Raw genomic sequence first — 22,673 nt, forward strand, 5'->3', positions numbered from 1 at the left:
GTATTCCCTTTCTCTTTACAAACCGCGAAAATGTAAGTAAATTTAAAGCGGTGATGGAGTCCACCTTGGCACCAGCCTGAACCGCCCGGGATATCCCCTGCTGATGACTCCTTCCGATACGGTCCGTATTGCGGACCACAAGAGACGGAAGGAGGCTACCATGATATCTATCAGTCTGCTTTTTCCTGATCCACAGGATCCACGAAGATTAGAATCTCAGGATATGCCAGATTATTTCATCGATCTCAATCTGGATCAGATTCTAACTACCATTACCAACTCACTGCCGGACTATGGCTTGGAATCAGTTTTTTACCAAAACCTGCATTCCCTTGATGAAATTCGTTACCGGCAACAGATCTTTCAGGACCTGGAACAGCCTGAACTTTTACAAGGCTTCAGAACCTTTTCCAGCACCCTTCGCTCTGTACGGCGAACCCTCAGTTCCCTGGAAAAGCTATACAATCCCTGGCATCGCCGGGGGTGGTTTTTGGAATCTGCCCGGGTCTACCAGGATGCGGTCGAAGGTCTTTACAGCATACTCCAACATATATCTCTCCATTCCAAAGGCTTTTTAGCCCTGCGGGAATACCTTAGCTCCTACAGGGCTTCTGCGCAATTCCAAAACTTACAAACCGAAATAGAAAGCCTCACCAGAGATCTTTCATCCATCCGATACAGTATTGTTATTAAGGGACTTACGGTTAGAGTCAAAAAATACGAGGGGGAGCCGGACTACTCATCGGACATTGAATCTTTTTTCAGTCGCTTCCGTCAGGGGGATACTAAAACTTACCTTGTTAAAATGAACGAACCCGCTGGACTCAGTAATGTGGAGAGTCAAATACTCAGTGGTGTAGCAACCTTGTATCCGGAACTATTTAGCCATCTTACCACCTTCTGTGAAGTCTATACTAGTTATATTGATGAAACCCTGGATACTATTGAACGGGAACTGCAGTTCTATATCACCTATCTGGATTACATACAACCAATCCTGGATGCAGGTTTGCCCTTCTGTTATCCTGATTTTGATACCTCTAAAAACCTTGATATTCTGGAACTCTATGACCTGGTCCTGGCAAAAAAACTAAGAAGCCCCTCTACCTCAGTGGTTACTAATGACCTTGACATATCTGGTGAAGAACGAATTGTGGTGATCACCGGTCCTAACCAGGGAGGAAAGACCACCTTTGCTCGAGCTGTAGGACAGTTACATCATCTGGGGGCCCTTGGGTTTCCCGTTCCAGCCCGCAGAGCTCATCTGCTATTAATCGATGCCATCTACACCCATTTTGAACGGGAAGAAACCACAAAAAGCCAACGGGGCCGGCTCCACGAAGAACTCATCGCTTTGCATAATCATCTCAAGCAAGCCACCGATACGAGTCTCTTTATTTTGAATGAAGTCTTTTCATCAACCACCTTACAAGATGCTCTGTATTTAGGAACTCGGATTCTGGAGCAGATTCTGAAACTCGATGCCATTGCTATCAGTGTAACCTTTCTGGATGAGCTTGCAACCTTGAACGATCATGTGGTTAGTATGGTTACCAGCATCGATCCGGCAGATCCCTCCATCAGAACCTTTAAGGTTATCCGCAGACCAGCGGACGGTCTGGCTTATGCACGGTCTATTGCTGAAAAATACCATCTTACCTACGAATGGCTGCACAAACGGTTTCAAAACAAAGAGTATTGCATAGCTGATAAAAGACAAAATCGGTGTCTGGTTACTACCGTAACCGAGGAGGTTCAGAGATGAAAGTGCATTTATTACATGAAAATACCGATTTTGATACAGCGGCTTCTCTCCCTCCTCAAACAGATGCTCTCATGCAGGACCTGGACTTGGACATCCTCATCCGGGCCATGTCCGATGATGACAAATATCTGGCAGAGGTTGCAAAAAGCGTGCTGTTCCAAAGCCTTTTAGAAAAGGACCACATACTTTACCGACAGGAAATTCTACAGGATGCCATAGATAATGAAGGACCGCTTCGGGACCTCTACGCCCTAGCCAATGAGGCCATAGAAGCAAAGCGGCATAGTTGGTTCAGCATGTTTGGAGCCTATCCCAGTTCCATTTTGTACGGTTCAGTCCGGCTGTTACAAATGTATGTACCCATTCTGGAGCAGCTTCGAAAATGGACAAAACAATATCAGCAGCTGTTCCGGTCCCGGGGGCTCCGCCGGTTCTGCCTCATGATACAGGAAGAATTGAACGACGACTATATGAAAAATCTCGTATTGTATCTTAAGGAACTCCAGTTTATCGATGGGGTCATGATCAGTGCAGGACTGAAGGCAGGGAATGAACCTTTCCAGTATGAACTGAGAAAACCCCACAGACGGGACCCAAACTGGATCCGTCGCTTATTCTCACCACGGACCCCCTCCTTTACCTTTTCTTTAGACCCCAGAGATGAAGCCGGAGGACGAGCCCTTGGGGAACTGCGGGATCGAGGTATTAATTATGCGGCCAACGCGGTAGCCCAATCAGCGGACCATATAGAAAATTTTTTTAAGATTCTTAAACAAGAGCTAGCCTTTTATATTGGCGCTTTGAATCTTAAGCAACACCTGGTAAGTCTTGGAGAACCCTACACGTTTCCAATCGTGAATACCGATCCGGTCCCTACCTTTGAATGCTCTGGTCTGTACAACATCTGTCTAGCCCTGGTGGCAAACAAAGCGGTAATGGGGAACTCGGTCCAGGCAAGGGGTAAACATCTCGCCATTATTACCGGTGTTAACGAAGGTGGAAAATCGACCTTTCTACGAAGTGTCGGCATTGCCCAGCTTATGATGCAGTCCGGACTTTTTGTCCCAGCCCAGAGTCTCATCGCCGATATTCGCAGTGGAGTATTTACCCATTACCGCAGAAAGGAAGATCGGAATCTTGGGTCCGGTAAGTTTGATGAAGAATTAAAGCGAATGAATACCATTGTGGACCTTATGGGACCTAATAGTCTTATCCTTTTTAACGAGTCCTTTGCTTCTACTAATGAACGAGAGGGTTCCGAAATTGCCCGATACATTGTTTCAGCCCTTCTGGAAGCGGGAACGAAAGTATTTTTTGTAACCCACCTCTACACTTTTGCGCACTATTTTCAGGAGCAGGCATCAGCCACCACGATTATGCTCCGGGCAGAACGGCGTCAGGATGGAAGCCGGACCTTCAGGATTGTGATGGGAGCCCCATCACAGCATAGTCATGGGGAAGACCTATACAAACAGGTTTTTACCGAAGCTCTCTAAGGACAGACCATGAAACATCACAATGAAGAAGCGGAACTTCATTCACCAAAACTTTCCGAGGAATTGGAAGACCAACTGCGGCCATCTCGTTATCTTGGCTATGATAGGGATCACCTGGGAGTAGCGCTACTCCGCCGCGAAATGTTCGAAGCGGCTGCATCCCAGTTTAAACGGGCCGTATACCTGAATCCTTACGAGAGCGCTTTTAAACAGCATCTAGCTTGGTGTTTATATAAGATGAACCGGCTATCCGAAGCGTTAACAGAAATAGAAACAGCATTGCAACAAAAACCTGAAGACCCTGATTCTCTTACTGTTCGAAAACGGATCCTGCGGGCTCAAAAAGAAGAGGGCCCACGCAGAAAAGAGTCCCCCTAAGAATTTAGCAGCAGGGCTCCTGCTGCACCACTCGAAAGCACCCGAAATGCTGAGCAGGGCCCTGCTAAACCCATAAGGTTCAGCAGGGGCGCTTTTTATTTTTTAAGTGCTTCGGCAAGGGCTACTGCAACCGCTACAGAGGCTCCGACCATGGGATTATTACCCATACCAAGGAAACCCATCATTTCCACATGGGCTGGAACTGAAGAAGAGCCGGCAAACTGAGCATCAGAATGCATTCGGCCCATCGTATCGGTCATACCATAGGATGCAGGTCCTGCAGCCATGTTGTCTGGATGCAGAGTTCGTCCCGTTCCACCGCCAGAGGCTACAGAAAAATATTTCTTTCCCTGTTCGACACATTCCTTTTTATAGGTTCCTGCTACTGGATGCTGGAAACGGGTTGGATTGGTACTGTTCCCTGTTATGGAAATATCAACCTTTTCCTTATGCATAATGGCCACTCCCTCGCGGACATCATCGGCTCCATAACAACGAACCTGTCCCCGTTCTCCGGAGGAATAGGGAATAACTTCCACAACCTTAAGCTCTCCAGTGTAATAATCAAACTGGGTCTTTACATAGGTGAATCCATTGATACGGCTGATTATCTGGGCAGCATCCTTACCAAGACCATTAAGGATAACCTGCAGGGGTTTCTTTCGAGCCCGGTTTGCACTTTTAGCGATACCGATGGCACCTTCGGCAGCCGCAAAGGATTCATGCCCCGCTAAAAAACAGAAGCAGTTGGTTTCTTCCGAAAGGAGCATAGCCGCCAAATTTCCATGACCTATACCAACCTTACGATCATCCGCCACTGAGCCAGGAATACAAAAGGCTTGCAAGCCTTCGCCTAATGTACGGGCAATTTCTGCCGCCGAGCGAGAACCCTTCTTAATGGCAATGGCTCCACCAACAATATAGGCCCATACAGCATTATCAAAACAAATTGGCTGAATTCCCCTGACAATACCGGGGATATCCAGGCCCTTGGATTCACAGAGGGCCTTTGCTTCCTCGAGGGAATTGATACCATATTTATTAAGGACCGGAAGAATCTGCCCGATCCGACGTTCATAACTTTCAAATAACGCCATGCTGTTCCTCCTTATTCGTGCCGTGGATCGATAACCTTAACCGCTTCGGCGAAACGGCCATAGGTACCCTTTGCCTTTGCCAGGGCTTCGTTTGCATCCACACCCTTTTTAATGGCATCCATCATTTTCCCCAGATTTACAAATTCATAGCCGATTATTTCGTCCTTCTCGTTTACACCGACCCGGGTAACATACCCTTCGGCCATTTCCAGATACCGGGGCCCCTTCAGTTTTGTTGCAAACATGGTTGCAACCTGGCTCCGCAAACCTTTTCCCAGATCTTCCAGACTGGCTCCAATGGGAAGCCCCCCTTCAGAAAAAGCAGACTGGCTTCGGCCATAAGCAATTTGCAGGAACAGTTCCCTCATGGCCGTATTGATAGCGTCACAAACCAGATCGGTATTCAGGGCTTCCAGAATAGTTTTACCAATAAGGATTTCTGCAGCCATTGCTGCTGAATGGGTCATACCAGAACAGCCGATAGTTTCTACCAGGGCTTCTTCTATAATACCATCTTTGATATTCAGGCTCAGTTTACAAGCTCCCTGCTGGGGTGCACACCAGCCAACACCGTGGGTAAACCCAGAAATATCCTTAATTTCCTTTGCTTGGACCCATTTTCCCTCTTCTGGTATAGGGGCTGGACCATGATAGGCCCCCTTTGCTAGGGGACACATGTGCTCTACTTCGGTAGAATACATCATGAGAGACTCCTCAGATTATATTTTTTAAAGGGATTACCAAGGAAAACAGATCGAATTCCCACTGAAACCCCTCGCTAGCGTTCATCTTGTGGCCAGCCTCATCGCTTCCACAGCTACAACAGGAGTCATCAGCCGACTGGGAAGTCTAGGCAGAGAATACCACGGGCAATTTCTATCGCCCGCTATCCATTGTGATGAAATTGTAAAAACAAGTCAATTCTTTTCAGGAATTTATTATTGTAATCTACCCCTAATATATATCGTCCTTAGGTACAAGGTTTCTTTGTACATAGAACTGTGAAGCTCCATAACTATGTTTATTCAATACCTCTGCTTTTAAACCCCTTACCGTCTACCTAAGTATTTTTACTCAGCCAAAGAGTAATTTTACTCAATCGACAACGCTGTAAATCTATCCTCACAATAGCCTGCATATACAACAACAGCCTAGACTGTTTGAAAACTTTGGAGGATTGGTATGAAAAAACTTCTCGCAGGGTTATGTACCCTTGCCCTTTGTGCTGGATCCCTTTGGGCAGAGGATACTCTTGTAAAAGAACAGGATTACTCCGTAAAAGTAAGCGGAGATGTTAATCTGGTCATTAAAAAACAAGATTCCTATCGCTGTCCCTTTGATATTCCAGAATGGGGATGGGATCAGCGGGCAGGTGCAAGTGATCGTGACACCCAATGGTATCGGATTACATCGAACCTTACCGTATCTTCAGGGATCCTTGGACGCACCGAATGGTTTGGTGTCGTAAGCCTCGCCGCAGATGTAAATAGTCCAGATAATAATAAAACTACATTTACTAGCAATGGCACAATTGATGAATATAACCTCAATACCGAAATAAAAAAGATTGAATTAACCAATGCTTTTGTAATGTGGCGGCCTGAACTTTTAGGCGGTCGCCCCCTGGGGATAACCCTCGGTAATTTTAGCATAGCCCAGACAGCAAATGCAGCCTATTCCCATGTATTTTCAGGCGATCCGGATAGTGATTTTATTGGGTATACCATTTCAGCACTCATGAATAAACCCATGATTCACATCGATTTTCATATCTCAGGTGATACAGGTATTGGAATTGCCCTTGTTAAGGGGGCATCGGATTTTATTCAAAATTCCGCAGGATTTGATGATAAAACAGCCTTTACCGGGGTCCTGTGGGCAGAGGCTGCTTATAAAGGCTTTGCTCTGAACACTGCATATCAGTATACCCGAGGAAACCGACGTATCATTAAGAATGTTTCAATTGATGATTCAAGCGTTACCTATCCATCACTCCAATGGGATCCAAAATATTGGAATTCTAATTTTAATGCCCTGATCTCTTATCAGTATAACACTGAACTTTTTGGTATTAAACCATTTATTGGCTATAATCTGCAGTACGGTCAGGAAGCATCCATGAAGGAAATACAGGAATTGACCCAGGATTATAAAACCAAAATGACCCTTGCCCAAGTTGTTTCCGGAGGAACCGTTATCTCTTCCAAAATTGGTTCTATTCCGATTCGGCTTTCCGGAGAATACAGTAAAGTCATTATTCCAGACCTCAATGGGCTCGATGCTCTCGAAGATGGTAATCTTGACAGAAAGAGTGTGCTTGAAGGGATAAATAACAAAATTGATTTATTAAATATGAGCCTACCTCATCTTTCAGAAGGAGTTTTCAAGGACCTGTGCGGGTCAAGCGATACCGTATATACCTTCGCCGGACTCGATGCTCAGTATCATTTTGAACTCGCCGCCGATCTGAGTTCTCAGGTGACAGTCTCCCTTTTCATGAATGGGACCCTGCCAAAAACAACGGACTACAAGGTTACAGAAAAACAAAGGCAACAGATGATTGATCGAGTAATAGCTCAAGGAATACCCGCTCCTGTTGCTACAGGAATTGTGGATGGATTGATACAAGAAATTGATAAAAGCAATGATATAGGAACACGATGGACCAAAACAATGTCCTACGGCTTAACTGTTACCTATAGGTTCTAAGACTTCATTCTTTCAGCAAGTTATTTCGTACATGATGTCTTGCCTGGGGTTTTTATATAGGGCCTTTCCCCAGGCAGACTTTTTCTTCTCGTAAAGACCAATCCTGTTCATTATTTTTCCTTGCCCTCACTTCAAAAGGGGCCTATAATGAGCAGGAGGTTATCTATGAAGACAACATTACTGCACTCCTGGCATGAAACTGCGGGAGCCCGCTTTGCGCCCTTCGCAGGCTTTGATATGCCCATCCAATATCCCACAGGAGCCATAGAAGAACACCGGCTCACCCGCCGTTCCGTGGGCCTTTTTGATATTGACCACATGGGTCAGGTGCTAATCTGGGGGCCTGGGGCGGGGGAAGCTCTTTCCCGTCTGGTTTCTAACAGACTGCTCGATATGAAACCGGGAGAAGCCCGCTATGCTTTACTGCTTAACGAGACAGGCGGTGTTATAGATGACCTCTTTATCTATCGGCTAGCCGCTTCCCAATCGATGCCTGATCGATGGTTTATAGTGGTGAATGCAGGGAACCGGGAAATTGATGTAGCATATTTCCAAAACAATCTAAAACCACCAATACAAGTTCAGGACATTTCCGACGAAACCTACATGATCGCCGTACAGGGGCCTCAGGCAGTGCCACTAATCGACAGTATAACCGGGGGAGCCCTTTCCGCAACCAGTCGTTTTACCATGATCGAAGCGTATATTGATGGGATCCTCTGCAGGATTGGCCGTACCGGTTATACCGGGGAGGATGGGGCTGAACTCTTTTATCCTGCAGAAAAGTCGGTCCATATCTGGGAATTCCTGTTGGCTGCAGCTCAAAAACTGGGCATAGAAGCCGGCCCCATCGGACTGGCAGCTCGGGATTCCCTCCGGTTCGAAGCAGGAATGCCCCTTCATGGCCATGAGATCACCCCCAGTATTACCCCCCTGGAGGCTTTGCTCTCCTGGGCCTGTGATTTTGAAAAGGACTTTGTCGGTAAATCGGCCCTGATCGAACTGAAAGCCCGGGGACTTTCCCGAAAGCTGGTTACCATCAATGTAACCGGTGGAGTTCCTCGGGAGGGGTATCAGGTACTTGACCGGGAAGGCAAGGAAATAGGAATCTGTGTCGCTGGGATGTATTGTCCGACTACGGAAACCTATTCAGCCAATGCCTTTGTACCGCCTGCTTATGCAAAGGTCGGAACCCAATTGGCCGTCAGTATCCGTGGAAATGCAAAACCGGCGGTCGTTGTACAACGGCCCTTATATGTTCCAACCTACAGGAGAACCACATGAAACTGGATGAACGCTGTCGTTATGCAAAAACCCATGAATGGGCCCGCAAAGAGGGCAATGAATTCGTTATTGGCATATCCGACCATGCCCAGCATAGTCTGGGGGATATTGTGTTTGTGGATTTGCCTAAGGTCGGTACCAGTTTTGGTAAGGGTGCAGCCTTTGGTGTAGTAGAATCGGTAAAGGCAGCCAGCGATATTTACGTTCCTCTCGCCGGCAAAGTAACTGCAGTAAATACCCAACTCCAGGACGCCCCGGATCTTATCAACAAGGACCCTTACGGAGATGGCTGGATTATCAAAATAGCTCCGGAAAACCCCGCAGACTTCGATAAACTTCTTTCTCCTGGGGAATATGAAAAGATAGCGGCGGAGGAATAATCGTGCCCTACATCCCGGTTACCGATGCTCAGCGAGAGAACATGCTCCACCAGCTGGGAGTACTATCACTGGAAGACCTCTTTACCGATATTCCCCAGGAACATCGTTTCCCAAAGCTTGCCCTGGACAAAGGAAAAAGCGAACTGGAGGTTCTGCGGGAATTGGGTACCTTTTCCCGGGCTAATGCCCAGGCGGACACCTATCGCTGGTTTTTGGGAGCTGGAGCCTATGACCATTTTATTCCCACGGTCGTACCAGCCCTTGCATCCCGGGGCGAATTTCTCACGGCCTATACACCCTATCAACCTGAGGTAAGCCAGGGGACCCTTCAGGCTATCTTTGAATACCAGAGCATGGTAGCAGAACTGACCGGGATGGATGCGGTGAATGCAAGCCACTACGATGGAGCTACCGCCCTGGCAGAAGCGGTCCTCATGGGACTTAAAAACAGTGAGGCACACACCCGGATTTTGCTCCCCCAGGGTTTACATCCCGAATATAAAGAGGTGATCCACACCTATCTCTCTGCATTTACCTGTACGATCCAGGAATATGCCGGTTCCCCTGCAAGTGCCGCCGAAGCTTTACCAGCCAATGATCTAGCAGTGCTGGTAGTTGCCTATCCGGACTTTTTTGGCAGAATCCCGGATTTGACTGGTGTAGCAGAGGCGGTCCATGCAAAGGGAGGCCTCTTCGTAGTCCATGCAGACCCCATTATGCTGGGTCTCTTTAAAAGCCCCGGCGCCTGGGGAGCCGATGTGGTAACCGCCGAAGGCCAGAGCCTGGGAAATGACCTGAATTATGGGGGGCCCTTCCTGGGTATCATGGGGACCACCAGTGCCCTGGTTCGCCGGCTCCCAGGCCGTCTTGTCGGTGAGACCCGGGACGCCCAGGGACGCCGGGGCTTTGTCCTCACCCTGGTAGCCCGAGAACAACATATCAGGCGGGAAAAAGCCGTATCCAACATTTGTTCCAACCAGGGGCTCATGGCCCTCAGGTCCTGCATATATCTGGCCCTGATGGGCCGCCAGGGATTACGGGAAGCGGCGGAACTCTGCTGGCACAACGCCCATTATGCGGCGAAGAAAATCGCAGAACTCCCCGGCTTCTCTGTGGAACCAGGACTGTTTTTTAAAGAATTTGTGGTCCATACGCCGATTTCGGCAGAAGCACTGGCAGAAAAGCTGTACCAAAAGCAGATTGTACCAGGGCTTCCCCTGTCCCGGTATTACCCGGATCGGACAAAGGAACTTTTAGTCTGTGTTACCGAAAAACACAATCGTGCAGACATAGACGACCTAGTGGAAGCCCTACGGGAGGCGGTAGCATGATGCAACACTTTAAGATCAGTTCTACGTTGATACAGCAGCCAGAGGGAGGCCTACAATGATGCAGCAACCGGTACCCCTACTACAGGAAGAAAGTGTTCCAGGACGCCGGGCAGTTCAATTACCGGCCCTGTCAGTTCCCGAAACCACACTTCCGGCAGAACTGCTTCGGGAACCGCCAAAGCTTCCCGAACTGGATGAGCTTACCGTAGTTCGACATTTTACTCGGCTTTCCCAGATGAACTTTTCCATAGACGGCCAATTTTATCCCCTGGGATCTTGTACCATGAAATACAACCCCAAAATGAACGAAGTGGCTGCTTCTTATGACGGGTTCCGCCGTGCCCATCCCCTAGCCCCTGAAAGCCTGTCCCAGGGGGCCCTTGCGCTGATCCATGGCTTACAGGAAGCCCTGAAGACAATCACTGGTTTTACAGCTGTAAGTCTTCAGCCAGCCGCAGGAGCCCATGGGGAACTGACGGGGGTATTGATCATCCGGGCCTGGCATGCTAGCCGGGGAGATGCCAAACGAAACCGGATTCTCATTCCCGATTCGGCCCATGGCACCAATCCGGCAACCTGTACCATGGCAGGACTCGTTGCGGAAACAATTCCCTCCGATAGCTCCGGCGGTGTTGACATGGACGCTCTGCGTGAAGCCTGTTCAGGCGAAAAGGCCGAGACCATAGCGGGACTCATGATAACAAACCCCAGCACTTTGGGTTTATTTGAACGGAATATCAAGGAAATCATGAGCATTGTGCATCGGGCCGGTGGGCTTGTGTATGGCGATGGGGCCAACATGAATGCCCTGGTAGGCATCGTAAAACCTGCAGATTTAGGTTTTGATGTGATGCACCTGAACCTGCACAAAACCTTCTCTACACCCCATGGAGGCGGCGGCCCCGGAGCTGGAGCCGTCGGAGTCACGGCAGGCCTGGCAGAGTTCCTGCCGGGTCCCGTGGCGGTTAAAACCACCGAAGGTTTCAGCACCCGTATGCCGGCCCACTCGATTGGCAGGATTAAGGCCTTTTATGGCAATTTTGCCGTTCTGGTGCGGGCCTATGCCTATATCCGGCGCCTTGGCTCCGAAGGCCTGCGCCGGGTCGCCGAATACTCGGTTCTGAACGCCAACTATATCCGCAGTCTCGTGGCAGAAAAGTACCCGGCGGTGTATGGAGAAGGCCGGTGGAACATGCACGAATTCGTCGCCTCTCCGGAGCTTGGCAACGGCATCCACACCTTGGACATAGCCAAACGGCTTATCGATTACGGCTTCCATCCCCCCACAATCTACTTCCCCCTCATCGTAAAGGAAGCTCTGATGGTGGAACCCACAGAAACCGAAAGTCCCGAAACCCTGGAAGCCTTTGCAAAGGCCCTGCTGGCCATCGCCGACGAGGCTCAGAACAATCCGGACCTGGTTAAATCGGCCCCCCACAACACCCCTGTGGGCCGGCTCGACGAAACCACCGCCGCCCGCAAGCCCATCCTCTGCTACAAGGGGTAAAAATGTACGTTTTTGGGAGCTTCTAAAAACTTTGCCAATTTTTTAGCGCTCCCTATATTTTTGTATACTGTTTCATAATTTCAAAGTGCTTATCAAAACTGAAAAGTTGGACTTGGTTTTGTATTGAATTCTGAGCAATGATTAAATCCGGAATTCCAACCCTATTCAAACCATTTTTTAAATTTATTGTTTGCATTCGGATAATATCATCCCAATTAATATCGATTTTTATCTTTTCAATTGATCTAAGCAAATCTACTAATAGTAATTCCCTTTAATGTATTAGGGCAGGCAGAAGCTCTGTTAAGATGAGGTCATTAACACATGCTTGATTAGAATCCAGTAATGGGAATAATAGCTTTCCTTCTTCATTCCCTTTAAGAAAGGATATCCAAACAGATGAATCAACTAGGATTTTGCTCATCGTTTTCTCAGTACATCAAGATCAATATCCAAATCTATCTTTCCAAAATAATCTTTTAGTTCTTTGCTTTTTTCTTTCTGTATAAGGTTTTGTAGAGCTATCTTAATGAGATCAGTCTTTGTAGAAATATGAGTTATCTTCATCGCCTCTTGTATAAGATCTTCAGGCAAATCGAGGGTAGTTCTCATATATAGCCTCCGTATGCATACAAAGTACTTTATATTTTATGCATAATCAAGCAATTGAGGCTGCCCCTTCCAGGGCCAACAGCCGTGCTTTGCGCCAGAGGCCGCCGGAGTAGCCGCCAAGACTGCCCCCGGCGGCGACGACCCGGTGGCAGGGAATGATGATGGGGATGGGGTTTGCCCCGCAGGCATTCCCTACGGCCCGGCTTGCCCCGAGGGTTAAACCAAGGGAACGAGCCAGGTCCCCATAGGTGCGGGTCTCTCCGTAGGGTATGCTGAGCAATGCCTGCCAAACCTTTTTCTGAAATTCAGTACCAGTCTCCACAGCAAAAGGGACTGTGAATACCTGCAGAGTACCTGAGAAATAGGATGCAAGCTCTTTTTCAAACTGTTCAATAATGGAAGAGACTTTCATCATACAAATTGATTTCTGATCGGCCGCCAACAAAGGGGTCTCCTTTTCATCAACAGGGATGGACAGGATGGCCACCTGTTCTGCAGCGCTCCCCGGTATTTCATCAATCTGATTTACAAAATCGATACCTGACAGAGCCGCATCTGTTGTGATAACCCTTAATGTTCCCAGAGGACTTTGCATCAAAAAGGTGTATTTCATGGGTGTAGTATACCATTATTTGATATATTATAGATAACGACCGAGGGCTATTGTATCGGTCTGATATGGCCGATTGTTATTGTAGAGAGGTTATAGTATTCCTATGGAGGTTTTCATGCGTTTATTACGGCAGCTGCAACGCACAGCATCCTTTTTAGTAATTATATTGATGGGCTCCCTTTCGGTCTTAGCACAGACCGTGGGGGTTGATACAGCCCAGGATCTCTATTCGCCGCAAGCCGCAGGGGGAGGGCTTTTTTCCACCTCTACAGGGACTTCGGCGGCTCAATCACTGAACCCAGCCAGTGCTGGCCAAGCACAGCGAACCCTTCTGGATGCGGGCTACCTTGTATTAACCGGGCTTGGCTCAGAAACAGGCATTGGCCATGCCATCTCGCTCGGGGCTATCTATCCCACTAAATATGCTGTTTTTTCTGGATCTACTCGACTTCTTTCAAGTCCCTTTGATGCCTTTCCTATCGGAACAACCTTCGCCATTGACTTGGGTGTGGCAAAAGAACTCTACCCCGGAATGACTGTCGGTACAGGCCTTAACTTCGGTCTTGGCAGCGATTGGACCGCCGCCCTCGACCTGGGTTTCCGGTACAACATGGGAAAACTCTATATGCTCGATGACTTTACCTGGGCGGTGGTGTTTGGCGGACTCGGAAAGAGTTTTTTACCCTCCCCATTCACTTTGGCGGGGGGTGTCTCCTTCGATTATCTCCACATTTCTGGCAAGGATGGAAAACCAGACCCTCTACGGCTCGGATTTGCCACAGACCTTTCCATACCAACATTAACCAATCTAATTTGGAAACTAGGGCTTTCAGCAACAATTGCACAAATAATCACAATTTCGAGTTCTACAGGCTTTAATATACAGGAAGCCCTCGATGGCAATCATCCTTCAGTAATTCCTTCGATCGGTATTACCGCGAACTTCACCTTGAAAGGAACTACTACAAACCAACAGGGTGATGTAGGGGGAACATTAGCAGCAAAACCCTTATATAATGATATTTGGGCATTTGGAACCGGTGTAAGTTGGACCATGGGCGTGGCCGATAAAAAACCACCCGTTATCACCATAGAGTACCCCGAAACCCGGTATATCTCACCAAACAATGACGGCAAAGCAGACGCATTGGAATTTCCTATTAGTATCACAGATCAGCGTTATGTTGATTGGTGGAAATTTGAAATTTACGATAATAATAACAATGTGGTCCGAACCTACCGAAACAAGGAACGACGTCCTGAAACCCAGGGATTCCGAAATGTTCTTGATCGCATCCTGGATGTTAAGTCTGGCGTGACCGTACCAGAAACCCTCCGGTGGGATGGCATCCTGGAATCTGGAGAAGTAGCACCGGATGGTATTTATTACTTCTCCCTTTCTGCGGCGGATGATAATGAAAACACCGCTACCTCCCCTCGATACGAGGTAATCGTCGATACTACAGCCCCTATTGTGGAAATTACTTCAGCAGGGGGATCTTCGGATCTTTCGAAACTAAAGATTTTTTCCCCCGATGGAGACGGGAATAAGGACTCCTTTGAAATTATCCTAAAAGGTTCCCAGGAAGACCTCTGGGATGCAGGTATATATACTGCCGCAGGTACTAAGATACGATCTTTTAATATAATAAACGGATCCCCTGAACGGATTGTCTGGGATGGGAAAAATGACAATGGGGCTATCGTTCCCGATGGGGTCTATTCATACCGTATTACTGCTACCGATCGGGCTCACAATTCGATAAGCATGCAACTGGATAATATTATTGTTAATACCGAACGGCCTGTGGTAAGCCTTCTTATTGGCGACAGTTATTTCTCTCCCAATGGAGATGCTATAAAGGACACACTCAGGATGAGCCCCGGAGTCCCCGTAAAAGAGGGAATCGTAGAATGGAAATTAGTGGTAAAGAACCAAAATGGTACCATTGTACGAAATTATTTCGGGAAACAATCAATACCCCCACAGACCGATTTTGACGGTCGTAATGACAGTGGGAATCTCATCGCTGAGGGTATTTACCAGGCTGAACTTAGTGTCATCTATCAGAATGGACATATAGCAACAACCCTTTCTCCGACCTTTGTTATGGACATTACCGCACCTTCAGGTACCGTACAGACTGAGTATCCGGCTTTTTCTCCCAACAACGATGGTAAACAGGATGTAATGGTCTTTATCCAGGAAGGGTCTGAAGAACAAAGCTGGCAGGGAGAAATACGAAGAATCATTACCGGTGATCCGGTTTATAAAGAAGGCAGTGGGGTACTGGTAAAGACTTTCAGTTTCGCTGGTCAGCCAGATAAACGAATTCTCTGGGACGGTCGAGACGATGCAGGCCGGCTCGCTGCAGACGGTGATTTTGAATACCGACTTGCTGCAACCGATAGAGCAGGAAATAGGGGAACTTCAAATTCGGTTCGGTTTACCCTGAGTACTGCCGATACACCGGTTTTGGTAAGCACCGATCTCCGGGCCTTCTCTCCGAATGGAGACGGTGTCAAAGATTCCATCAATATACTACCACAACTTCAGGTAAAGGATGGTATTCAGACCTGGAAGATTAGTATCGTAGACAGTAGCGGCAAAGCGGTTCGCAATTTTGAAGGCCGTGGCAGAGTACCAGAAAGCATCCTTTGGAACGGCAAGAATGATGAAGGAACCGTTGTGAGCGATGGACAGTACATAGCACGGGCTGACATTACGTATATCAATGGAAATAATCCCGTTGCTCAATCCCAGACCTTTACAGTAGACACGATTGCACCGGAATTATCGCTTAAAGCCCCCTATACACTCTTCTCACCTAATCAGGATGGTAAAAAAGATTTCCTGATACTGGAAATTGCAACCTCCGGCCAAGATAACTGGAAAGCAGAAATTGCTGATATGACAGGCAAAGGCATCATGAGCTGGGCATGGAAGGGAGCCGCCTCAGATATCCGCTGGAATGGTACAGATAATGCAGGAAACCAGGTGACTGATGGGAACTATCGGCTCACCGTAAGCGCTACCGACGATGCTGGGAATAGGACATCAAAGTCCCTGGAACCAATAACAGTAGATGCCCGTAATCCCCGAGCCTTTTTCACAGCATCAGCTCTTGGAATTTCGCCAAATGGGGATGGTAAATTTGATACGACAACTTTCTCCATCATTCTGAATCCCAGGGATGGTATTGAGTCCTGGAAACTTGAAATTCTCAGCACCTCCGGTTCCGTGTACCGGACCCTTGGTTCCGGCAAGACTACTCCTCCAGAAACAGTACTCTGGGACGGGAAAAATGATGCCGGACAGGTTATCGAAGGCAGTTATACAGCCCATCTCCAGGTTCTATATACCAAAGGTGATGTAATTGAACAGACTATTACACCCATGGTGGTAGACATTTCTGGGCCAAAGATCAGTTTTTCCACCTCACCTCAGTATTTCAGTCCCGACAACGATGGAGTAGATGATGAGCTTACGATACGTATCAATGTTCAAGATGCCTCCCCGATAGCTACATGGAATATGGAAATCCGTGAGCCCGAAGGACCTAAACAGCTTTTCTATCGTATCGAAGGAAGGGGTACTCCAGCATCTCAATACACTTGGGATGGCCGAAGCAACAAGGGAGAACTTGTACAGGCCGCCACTGATTACCCAGTACAGGTTCAGGCTGTCGATACCCTGGGCAACACAAGCACTATAGCAGCAGTCATAGGAATTGATGTATTGGTAATCCGAGAAGGGGATCTGCTAAAAATTAAGGTCCCATCTATCATATTCCGTGAAAATGCTGCAGATTTTAACAATCTGCCCAATGAAAAGGTAGATAATAACCTTCGGGTCCTGCGGCGTATCGCAGAAATTCTGAATAAGTTCCGGGATTACCGGGTTAAGGTAGAAGGTCATGCAAACCCTGTAACCAGAACCGTAAAAGAAGAAACGGAAGAACTCCAGCCTTTAAGCGAAGCCAGGGCTAAAGCTATTGTAGAGAAACTTGTTGAGTTCGGGGTCGATAGAAGCCGCCTGAGCTATGTCGGCATGGGCGGCAGCCGACCTGTTGTCAGGTATGAAGACCGGGACAACTGGTGGAAGAACCGCCGGGTAGAATTTATATTGATTAAATAATAATGCTGATGCGAGCGGCGTTTTACCTATCGCCGCTCAGATTCAAATAAGGGCGCCTTTACAAACGCTGTCAGGTTTTGAAGGCGCCCATGGTTACTACCTGCTCATTATTTTCGCCCCATCACTATCAGCTTCTGGGCTTTCATATCATAAGGCCGCCGATCCCAGTCTCCAAAAACCATAACCGACACGAAACCCGCTTCCAGCATTATCCGCTTGAGCTCCGTTGCTGCATAAAGCCGCTGGTTAAAGCTCCGTTCAAATCGCTGTCCATCCTTTAACAATATCCAGCGGTTTTTAAGATATTCCCAATCAGCAAGGGGCTCAAACTCAGTCAGTACCACCGCACCAGAACGTTCAAACCATTCACCTTCGGTAAAATCTCGAACCGCCAGTTCTTTGCCTAGGGTCTCAATAACATAGAGGCCGCCCGGGACAAGAGACTCGTAGGCATTGGCCACCACCTGCCGATCATCGGCTTGTTCTTCAAAATAGCCAAAGGATGTATACAGATTCACTACCAGGTGATATGAATCCAGACGTACAAAATACCGCACATCGGCTTCTATAAACTCGATCGCAAGCCCTTCATGCTGGGCACTTTCCCGGGCGGCCTCGAGGTAGCTGCAAGTTATATCAATCCCTGTAACCTGGTGGCCCCGGCGGGCAAGTTCCACTGACAGACGCCCAAGCCCACAGCACTGATCAAGAATAGTGAGGGGACCAGCAACGGTAGCACCGACAATTCCCGTGGGAACTCGCATACCAGGAGCACCATCCAGGGCATTACATGGGGCTCCATAGGTCATATACAGTGCTTCTATGCCATCAGCGACTGCAGAGACCTCTGCCCAGCGTTGTTCATCGAACATGATCGGTGCAAAGTGATCCCAGAAGGCTTCGTCATAAAACCATTCATCTTTTTTCTTTGTTTCCATAAAGATATGATACCACTGAACAGTTGCTCCACATAGTGCTCATGGCGTATAATCGAGTAATGTTTCACGATTGTATCATTATGGCAGGCGGATCAGGGACCCGGCTCTGGCCTGCAAGCAATTCCTATTGTCCAAAGCAATTTTTAAATATCCCCGGCGGAGGTACTTTTTTTCAGGCAGCATTGGAACGGGCCTTTGCGGTAACCGAAGCGGATGGGAAGGTACTCATCGTTACGGGGAATTCTCATGTACCCCATGTCATGAAAGCCTGTGAAAGTCTTCCAGAAACTCAAAAACAACGGGTCGTGGTTATTCCAGAACCGGCAGGACGGAACACAGCCCCTGCGATTGCCTGTGCTGCGGTGTACATTACAAGAACATCTAGCAAACAGACTAGCCTTCAGCCCCCCCCCAACAAACAGGTCAATCCCAAGGCCCAGGCGAAACATCCAGTCTTAGTACTCACCAGCGACCACATCATCGAGCCCCTCAAAGATTTTATCGCCGACGCCCTGGCCGCAGCGGAACTAGCGAAGTCAGATCATCTTGTGGTTTTTGGGATTCAGCCGAGCAGACCCGAAACCGGCTTTGGGTATATCGAAGCAGGCCCGGCCATGGCGGCTCTGGACGCCCGGGCTTTCCAGGTAATGAGCTTCCGGGAAAAACCGGACCTGGCCACCGCAGAGGAGTTTCTTGCTAAGGGAACCTTTTTCTGGAACTCCGGCATGTTCGCCTTTGACGTACATTTTATGCTGAGCCAGTTCCGCCAGCATGCACCGGCTATTCTGGCTCCCTTTGAACAGCTGGGACAGCCAGATGAGGACCATGTTGAGCAGTTAAACATGCCAGGTCCGGACCGTGCTGGATCCCAGGGGGGCCTCACCCTGGTGAGCCGCTGGCCAGGCCTTGAGACAGCCTACAACACCGTACCATCCATATCGATAGACTATGCCATTGCAGAACATTGTACTTCCGTCGCCATGGTGGCAAGCCGTTTCCAATGGACCGATGTGGGCAGTTGGGACGAGTATGCCAAAGTCCTTGAGAAAAGCGGGAAAACCACACAGGGCGTCAGTGACGACACCACGACAGAACAGCAGGCAGCCATCTTTACCGCCGATTCATCAAATTGTTTTGTCGATTCGGATATTCCCGTGGCCCTCTGCGGGGTAGAAGACTTGATTGTGGTCGTCCGTTCGGGCAAGGGAGGAGGGATCCCTTCGGTGCTTATCTGTAAAAAGGGTGATAGCCAACAGGTAAAGACCATAGTAGAAGCAATTCGAAAATCCAACCGGGGGGATCTTTTATAGGATGGAGAAATCCCTTGTGGGATTTCAAGACCATTACTAGAACCATTCCCTATTTTGATAGTCTTAACACACATTGTGGAGGTTTTCATGGTCATTTTAACACTGAACTGCGGTTCATCATCAGCCAAGTACCAGGTCTATGACTGGGATGCCAAAGAAGTACTCGCGGTCGGCATTGTGGAACGGGTTACCCAGGGGAACTCCTTTATTACCCACAAGGCAAAGGGCAAGGAAGAATATACTTTGCATCACAACTGTCCCAACCACACCGAAGCGGTCGAGCTTATCATCAAAACCCTAACCGATCCGGTTCACGGGGTCATTCACGACATGGGAATGATTAAAGCAGTAGGACACCGGGTTGTACACGGAGGTTCCAAATTTACCAAATCGGTTATCGTAACCGACGAAGTTATGAAAGCCTTTCATGAGGTCTCCGACCTGGCACCCCTGCACAACCCCGCCAACATCATGGGTATTGAAGCGGCTAAAAAAGTGCTTCCCAATGTGCCCCACTGTGCCATCATGGATACGGCCTGGCACCAGACCATGCCCGAATCGAGCTACCTTTATGCGGTACCCTATGATTGGTATGAACAGCATGCGGTCCGCCGCTATGGCTTCCATGGAACAAGTTTTCTCTATACCTCAAAACGGGCAGCTGCGCTGTTAGGCAAGGATTTCCATAATGTCAATCTCATTATTGCCCATATCGGAAACGGTTCATCTATTAATGCGGTGAAAAATGGTTGTTCCTTCGATACCTCCATGGGGCTCTCTCCCCTGGAAGGCCTTGTCATGGGGACCCGATCGGGCGATGTGGACCCCGCAGTGCCCTTCTACATGATGCGGAAAACCGGTGCCAGTGCTTCAGAAATCGAAAACATCCTGAACAAAAAATCGGGCCTGCTCGGTATAACCGGCCAGTATACCGATCGCCGGGATATACAGGCGGCGGTGGAAAAGGGAGACCGGAGAGCGGAGCTTGCCCAGGATGTCGAAGCATACCGGCTTAAAAAATACATCGGTGCCTATATGGCCGCCCTTGGCCGGGTGGATGCCCTGGTCTTTACCGCCGGGGTTGGCGAAATGGCACCCTTTATCCGCAAAAAGGTTCTTGAAGGACTGGAAGGCCTCGGTATTGTCTACGATCCGGAAAAGAACGCCATAGCCAGGACCCGGAATGCGGAAACCAACATTGCCGCCAGCAACTCAAAAATCCCGATCTTCATCATCCCCACCGATGAGGAACTGGTAATGACCGAAGATGCCTATGCCCTCATGGCCGGGACCTACGACATTCATACCAACTTTACCTACACCTTCCAGAGCCCCGACTATGTCAACAAAGCCCGGGCCGAGGGCCTGAAAAACGACCTGGTAAAAAATCCAGCTTTGGCTTCTATATTGGTCAAGGCAAAATAATACGATAGGTTGATGAAGGATGCTCGCTGACTTTGAACTTGTAGGAATTGGTAACGCCCTGATCGATGTGTTTGCAGATCTGAAGGGAACCGCCACACCGAACATTATCGAGGAATTGGTATCTCTTGAGACAAACCGCCATATCAGTCATGACCAGCTTGCCACCCTGGTCAGCGAGCTTTCCGGTCCAGTGCTGTGTGCCGGAGGCGGAGCGGCCAATACCATAAAACTTGCCGCCCAGTTGGGTATTCACAGTGCCTTTATAGGCAGTGTGGGCCGGGATGAATGGAGGAATCAGTTCGCCCAGGAACTTTCAGCGGCAGGAGCGGCGCCGCTTCTCGTATGTACAGAAAAGCCTACCGGCGGCTGTGTGATCCTGAGAAAAGCCGGTGAGGCACCACGGATTGTAGCCAGTCCTTCGGCAGCCCTGGAATTGGGACCTGAACATATTAACGAAGAGGTGATCCGCCAGAGCCGACTCATTATGATCGATGGATACATTCTTGGAAGAACTGCCTTAGTCGACCATATCGTACACCTGGCAGAACGTTATGGTACCTTCATAGCCCTTGATGCAGGCTCAGAAGCTATTGTACAGGCCCATGCGGATCGGCTTGAAACCTATTGTAAAACTAAACCACTCATGCTGTTTCTCAATGAAGCTGAAGCCAAGGCTTTCTGTCACCACCTGGATCCCCGCTTAAGCCTTGTAAGTGCCGCCGACATTGATGAAACAGACCTGTACCGGCCGCTTCAGACCCTCACCCGGCATGACATATTTCCCATCATCGCTGTAAAACGTGGTGATCAGGGTGGACTGGTTTATGCGAATGGGGAGATTTACAGAGCTCCAACCCAGGCTATTGTCCCCTTTGACACAACCGGTGCAGGGGACGCCTTTGCGGCGGGCTTTATCGCCGGCTGGCTCCGCGGCAAATCCCTGGAAGACTGTGCCGATCTGGGGAACCAGCTGGCCCGGGAAATTATTCAAATCCCCGGCACCCGGATCGCAACCCAAAAGCTCGCCCGCTACAGGCGAATAATATAGATCCGACGGACTTGTCCTGCAAACTATTAACCCTGCCGTTGTAACAGAACCGCCGAGGCCACCTTTTCCGCCCCGTCGGAGCCCATCAATTTTTTAATGATTTCATAGGCCCACTCACCGGCGGTTCCCGCTGAACGGCTGGTAATCAGGTTTCCATCCACCACAACCCGTTCTTCCTTCCAGATTGCGCCGGACACCTGCTTTTCCATTCCCGGAAAACAGGTAAACCGTTTCCCCGCCAGAATTCCCAGAGGTGCGAGCACCACCGCAGGGGAGGCGCAAATAGCGGCTACAACTTTTCCCGCATGGTGCATATCTTTGAGAAAGGTTACCGCCGTCACAGAACCTGCAATGTTGGAAGCCCCCGGCATACCGCCGGGAATAACCAGACCATCCCATCCAGATGGGTTCAATGCACCTCGGGATGCAAGCTCTGCCAGGGTTGTATCAGTCATGAGGGTAAGCCCCCGACTGCTCTTTACCACCGTATTTGCGCCAACTGCGACAAGGGTTACCTCAATCCCGGCCCGTCTGAGATAGTCCGCAGGAGTCACAGCCTCAACATCTTCAAAGCCCTCCGCAATAAACTCTAATACCCGTTTTGCCATTTTCTACCTCCTCGTCTCTTGCATCTTATAATAT

General features: G+C 48.8%; 18 protein-coding genes and 1 riboswitch. Of the genes, 12 read left to right on the forward strand and 6 right to left on the reverse strand.

Annotated elements, in window-relative coordinates; translation table 11 throughout:
- Positions 1 to 40 precede the first annotated feature (40 nt).
- Positions 41 to 120, forward strand: a riboswitch (Fluoride riboswitch).
- Between the two features lie 40 nt (positions 121 to 160).
- Genes SPICA_RS11935 through SPICA_RS11945 form a run of 3 tightly spaced genes read left to right on the forward strand, consistent with a single transcriptional unit; the run spans position 161 to position 3,639 of the window.
- On the forward strand, positions 161 to 1,765 hold the full coding sequence (locus SPICA_RS11935; RefSeq protein WP_013969742.1) for a MutS-related protein: 1,605 nt from the start codon (positions 161 to 163) through the stop codon (positions 1,763 to 1,765).
- A complete protein-coding gene (locus tag SPICA_RS11940) occupies positions 1,762 to 3,261 on the forward strand; it encodes a MutS-related protein (protein ID WP_013969743.1) in 1,500 nt (499 codons plus the stop codon). Before SPICA_RS11935 ends, SPICA_RS11940 begins: the two co-directional genes overlap by 4 nt.
- A gap of 9 nt (positions 3,262 to 3,270) precedes the next feature.
- Complete coding sequence (locus SPICA_RS11945) at positions 3,271 to 3,639, forward strand: tetratricopeptide repeat protein (protein ID WP_013969744.1); 369 nt, start codon at positions 3,271 to 3,273, stop codon at positions 3,637 to 3,639.
- 95 nt (positions 3,640 to 3,734) lie between these two features.
- On the opposite strand, the gene SPICA_RS11950 is transcribed toward SPICA_RS11945, so the two are convergent.
- Entirely contained in the window at positions 3,735 to 4,736 is a 1,002-nt protein-coding gene (locus tag SPICA_RS11950; RefSeq protein ID WP_013969745.1) for a GGGtGRT protein, read from the reverse strand.
- Positions 4,737 to 4,747: 11 nt separating this feature from the next.
- On the reverse strand, positions 4,748 to 5,440 hold the full coding sequence (locus SPICA_RS11955) for an iron-sulfur cluster assembly scaffold protein (RefSeq protein WP_013969746.1): 693 nt from the start codon (positions 5,438 to 5,440) through the stop codon (positions 4,748 to 4,750).
- 478 nt (positions 5,441 to 5,918) lie between these two features.
- On the opposite strand from SPICA_RS11955, the gene SPICA_RS11960 reads away from it, so the two are divergent.
- The 5 genes from SPICA_RS11960 (at position 5,919) to gcvPB (ending at position 11,947) form a co-directional block, all read left to right on the forward strand.
- On the forward strand, positions 5,919 to 7,445 hold the full coding sequence (locus SPICA_RS11960; RefSeq protein WP_013969747.1) for an autotransporter domain-containing protein: 1,527 nt from the start codon (positions 5,919 to 5,921) through the stop codon (positions 7,443 to 7,445).
- A 165-nt stretch (positions 7,446 to 7,610) separates the two neighbouring features.
- Positions 7,611 to 8,729 carry a glycine cleavage system aminomethyltransferase GcvT gene (gene gcvT / locus SPICA_RS11965; RefSeq protein ID WP_013969748.1) on the forward strand — a complete coding sequence of 373 codons (1,119 nt, stop codon included), beginning with the start codon at positions 7,611 to 7,613 and terminating at the stop codon, positions 8,727 to 8,729.
- Positions 8,726 to 9,109: a glycine cleavage system protein GcvH gene (gene gcvH / locus SPICA_RS11970; RefSeq protein ID WP_013969749.1), complete on the forward strand. Its 384-nt coding sequence runs from the start codon at positions 8,726 to 8,728 to the stop codon at positions 9,107 to 9,109. Before gcvT ends, gcvH begins: the two co-directional genes overlap by 4 nt.
- 2 nt (positions 9,110 to 9,111) lie before the next feature.
- Positions 9,112 to 10,440: an aminomethyl-transferring glycine dehydrogenase subunit GcvPA gene (gene gcvPA / locus SPICA_RS11975; RefSeq protein WP_013969750.1), complete on the forward strand. Its 1,329-nt coding sequence runs from the start codon at positions 9,112 to 9,114 to the stop codon at positions 10,438 to 10,440.
- 55 nt (positions 10,441 to 10,495) lie between these two features.
- Complete coding sequence (gene gcvPB, locus SPICA_RS11980) at positions 10,496 to 11,947, forward strand: aminomethyl-transferring glycine dehydrogenase subunit GcvPB (protein ID WP_013969751.1); 1,452 nt, start codon at positions 10,496 to 10,498, stop codon at positions 11,945 to 11,947.
- Positions 11,948 to 12,367: 420 nt separating this feature from the next.
- On the opposite strand, the gene SPICA_RS11990 is transcribed toward gcvPB, so the two are convergent.
- Together SPICA_RS11990 and SPICA_RS11995 are read right to left on the reverse strand one after the other, a co-directional pair.
- A complete protein-coding gene (locus SPICA_RS11990; protein ID WP_013969753.1) occupies positions 12,368 to 12,559 on the reverse strand; it encodes a type II toxin-antitoxin system VapB family antitoxin in 192 nt (63 codons plus the stop codon).
- Positions 12,560 to 12,605: 46 nt separating this feature from the next.
- Positions 12,606 to 13,172: a methylated-DNA--[protein]-cysteine S-methyltransferase gene (locus SPICA_RS11995; protein ID WP_013969754.1), complete on the reverse strand. Its 567-nt coding sequence runs from the start codon at positions 13,170 to 13,172 to the stop codon at positions 12,606 to 12,608.
- A gap of 115 nt (positions 13,173 to 13,287) precedes the next feature.
- Between SPICA_RS11995 and SPICA_RS12000 the strand changes: the two genes are divergently transcribed.
- Positions 13,288 to 17,310, forward strand: coding sequence for a FlgD immunoglobulin-like domain containing protein (locus tag SPICA_RS12000; RefSeq protein WP_013969755.1), 4,023 nt, complete (start codon positions 13,288 to 13,290; stop codon positions 17,308 to 17,310).
- Between the two features lie 107 nt (positions 17,311 to 17,417).
- On the opposite strand, the gene SPICA_RS12005 is transcribed toward SPICA_RS12000, so the two are convergent.
- Positions 17,418 to 18,248, reverse strand: a complete 831-nt coding sequence (locus tag SPICA_RS12005; RefSeq protein WP_013969756.1) for a class I SAM-dependent methyltransferase — start codon at positions 18,246 to 18,248, stop codon at positions 17,418 to 17,420.
- Positions 18,249 to 18,307: 59 nt separating this feature from the next.
- Here SPICA_RS12005 and SPICA_RS12010 point away from each other — a divergent pair, with 59 nt between their 5' ends.
- The 3 genes from SPICA_RS12010 to SPICA_RS12020 all read left to right on the forward strand — a co-directional run bounded on the left by SPICA_RS12010 (position 18,308) and on the right by SPICA_RS12020 (position 22,031).
- The gene (locus SPICA_RS12010) at positions 18,308 to 19,558 is read left to right on the forward strand and encodes a mannose-1-phosphate guanylyltransferase (protein WP_041396243.1); all 1,251 of its coding nucleotides are present in this window, start codon (positions 18,308 to 18,310) and stop codon (positions 19,556 to 19,558) included.
- Between the two features lie 87 nt (positions 19,559 to 19,645).
- A complete protein-coding gene (locus tag SPICA_RS12015; protein ID WP_013969758.1) occupies positions 19,646 to 20,983 on the forward strand; it encodes an acetate kinase in 1,338 nt (445 codons plus the stop codon).
- 19 nt (positions 20,984 to 21,002) lie between these two features.
- Positions 21,003 to 22,031: an adenosine kinase gene (locus SPICA_RS12020; RefSeq protein ID WP_013969759.1), complete on the forward strand. Its 1,029-nt coding sequence runs from the start codon at positions 21,003 to 21,005 to the stop codon at positions 22,029 to 22,031.
- Between the two features lie 26 nt (positions 22,032 to 22,057).
- Here the strand turns inward: SPICA_RS12020 and SPICA_RS12025 are convergent, their stop codons facing one another.
- On the reverse strand, positions 22,058 to 22,639 hold the full coding sequence (locus tag SPICA_RS12025; RefSeq protein WP_013969760.1) for a DJ-1 family glyoxalase III: 582 nt from the start codon (positions 22,637 to 22,639) through the stop codon (positions 22,058 to 22,060).
- Positions 22,640 to 22,673: the final 34 nt, after the last annotated feature.

It is taken from the genome of Gracilinema caldarium DSM 7334 (genome assembly GCF_000219725.1).
GTDB classification, from domain to species: domain Bacteria; phylum Spirochaetota; class Spirochaetia; order Treponematales; family Breznakiellaceae; genus Gracilinema; species Gracilinema caldarium.

Bases quoted from the DNA above. Each gene is read 5' to 3' on its own strand.
- SPICA_RS11960 (WP_013969747.1), top strand. From the start codon at position 5,919: ATGAAAAAACTTCTCGCAGGGTTATGTACCCTTGCCCTTTGTGCTGGA.
- SPICA_RS11955 (WP_013969746.1), bottom strand. From the start codon at position 5,440: ATGATGTATTCTACCGAAGTAGAGCACATGTGTCCCCTAGCAAAGGGG.
- gcvT (WP_013969748.1), top strand. From the start codon at position 7,611: ATGAAGACAACATTACTGCACTCCTGGCATGAAACTGCGGGAGCCCGC.
- SPICA_RS11990 (WP_013969753.1), bottom strand. From the start codon at position 12,559: ATGAGAACTACCCTCGATTTGCCTGAAGATCTTATACAAGAGGCGATG.
- SPICA_RS12000 (WP_013969755.1), top strand. From the start codon at position 13,288: ATGCGTTTATTACGGCAGCTGCAACGCACAGCATCCTTTTTAGTAATT.
- SPICA_RS11995 (WP_013969754.1), bottom strand. From the start codon at position 13,172: ATGAAATACACCTTTTTGATGCAAAGTCCTCTGGGAACATTAAGGGTT.
- gcvH (WP_013969749.1), top strand. From the start codon at position 8,726: ATGAAACTGGATGAACGCTGTCGTTATGCAAAAACCCATGAATGGGCC.
- SPICA_RS12025 (WP_013969760.1), bottom strand. From the start codon at position 22,639: ATGGCAAAACGGGTATTAGAGTTTATTGCGGAGGGCTTTGAAGATGTT.
- SPICA_RS12005 (WP_013969756.1), bottom strand. From the start codon at position 18,248: ATGGAAACAAAGAAAAAAGATGAATGGTTTTATGACGAAGCCTTCTGG.
- SPICA_RS11940 (WP_013969743.1), top strand. From the start codon at position 1,762: ATGAAAGTGCATTTATTACATGAAAATACCGATTTTGATACAGCGGCT.
- SPICA_RS12015 (WP_013969758.1), top strand. From the start codon at position 19,646: ATGGTCATTTTAACACTGAACTGCGGTTCATCATCAGCCAAGTACCAG.
- SPICA_RS11950 (WP_013969745.1), bottom strand. From the start codon at position 4,736: ATGGCGTTATTTGAAAGTTATGAACGTCGGATCGGGCAGATTCTTCCG.
- SPICA_RS11945 (WP_013969744.1), top strand. From the start codon at position 3,271: ATGAAACATCACAATGAAGAAGCGGAACTTCATTCACCAAAACTTTCC.
- SPICA_RS12010 (WP_041396243.1), top strand. From the start codon at position 18,308: ATGTTTCACGATTGTATCATTATGGCAGGCGGATCAGGGACCCGGCTC.
- SPICA_RS12020 (WP_013969759.1), top strand. From the start codon at position 21,003: ATGCTCGCTGACTTTGAACTTGTAGGAATTGGTAACGCCCTGATCGAT.
- SPICA_RS11935 (WP_013969742.1), top strand. From the start codon at position 161: ATGATATCTATCAGTCTGCTTTTTCCTGATCCACAGGATCCACGAAGA.
- gcvPB (WP_013969751.1), top strand. From the start codon at position 10,496: ATGATGCAGCAACCGGTACCCCTACTACAGGAAGAAAGTGTTCCAGGA.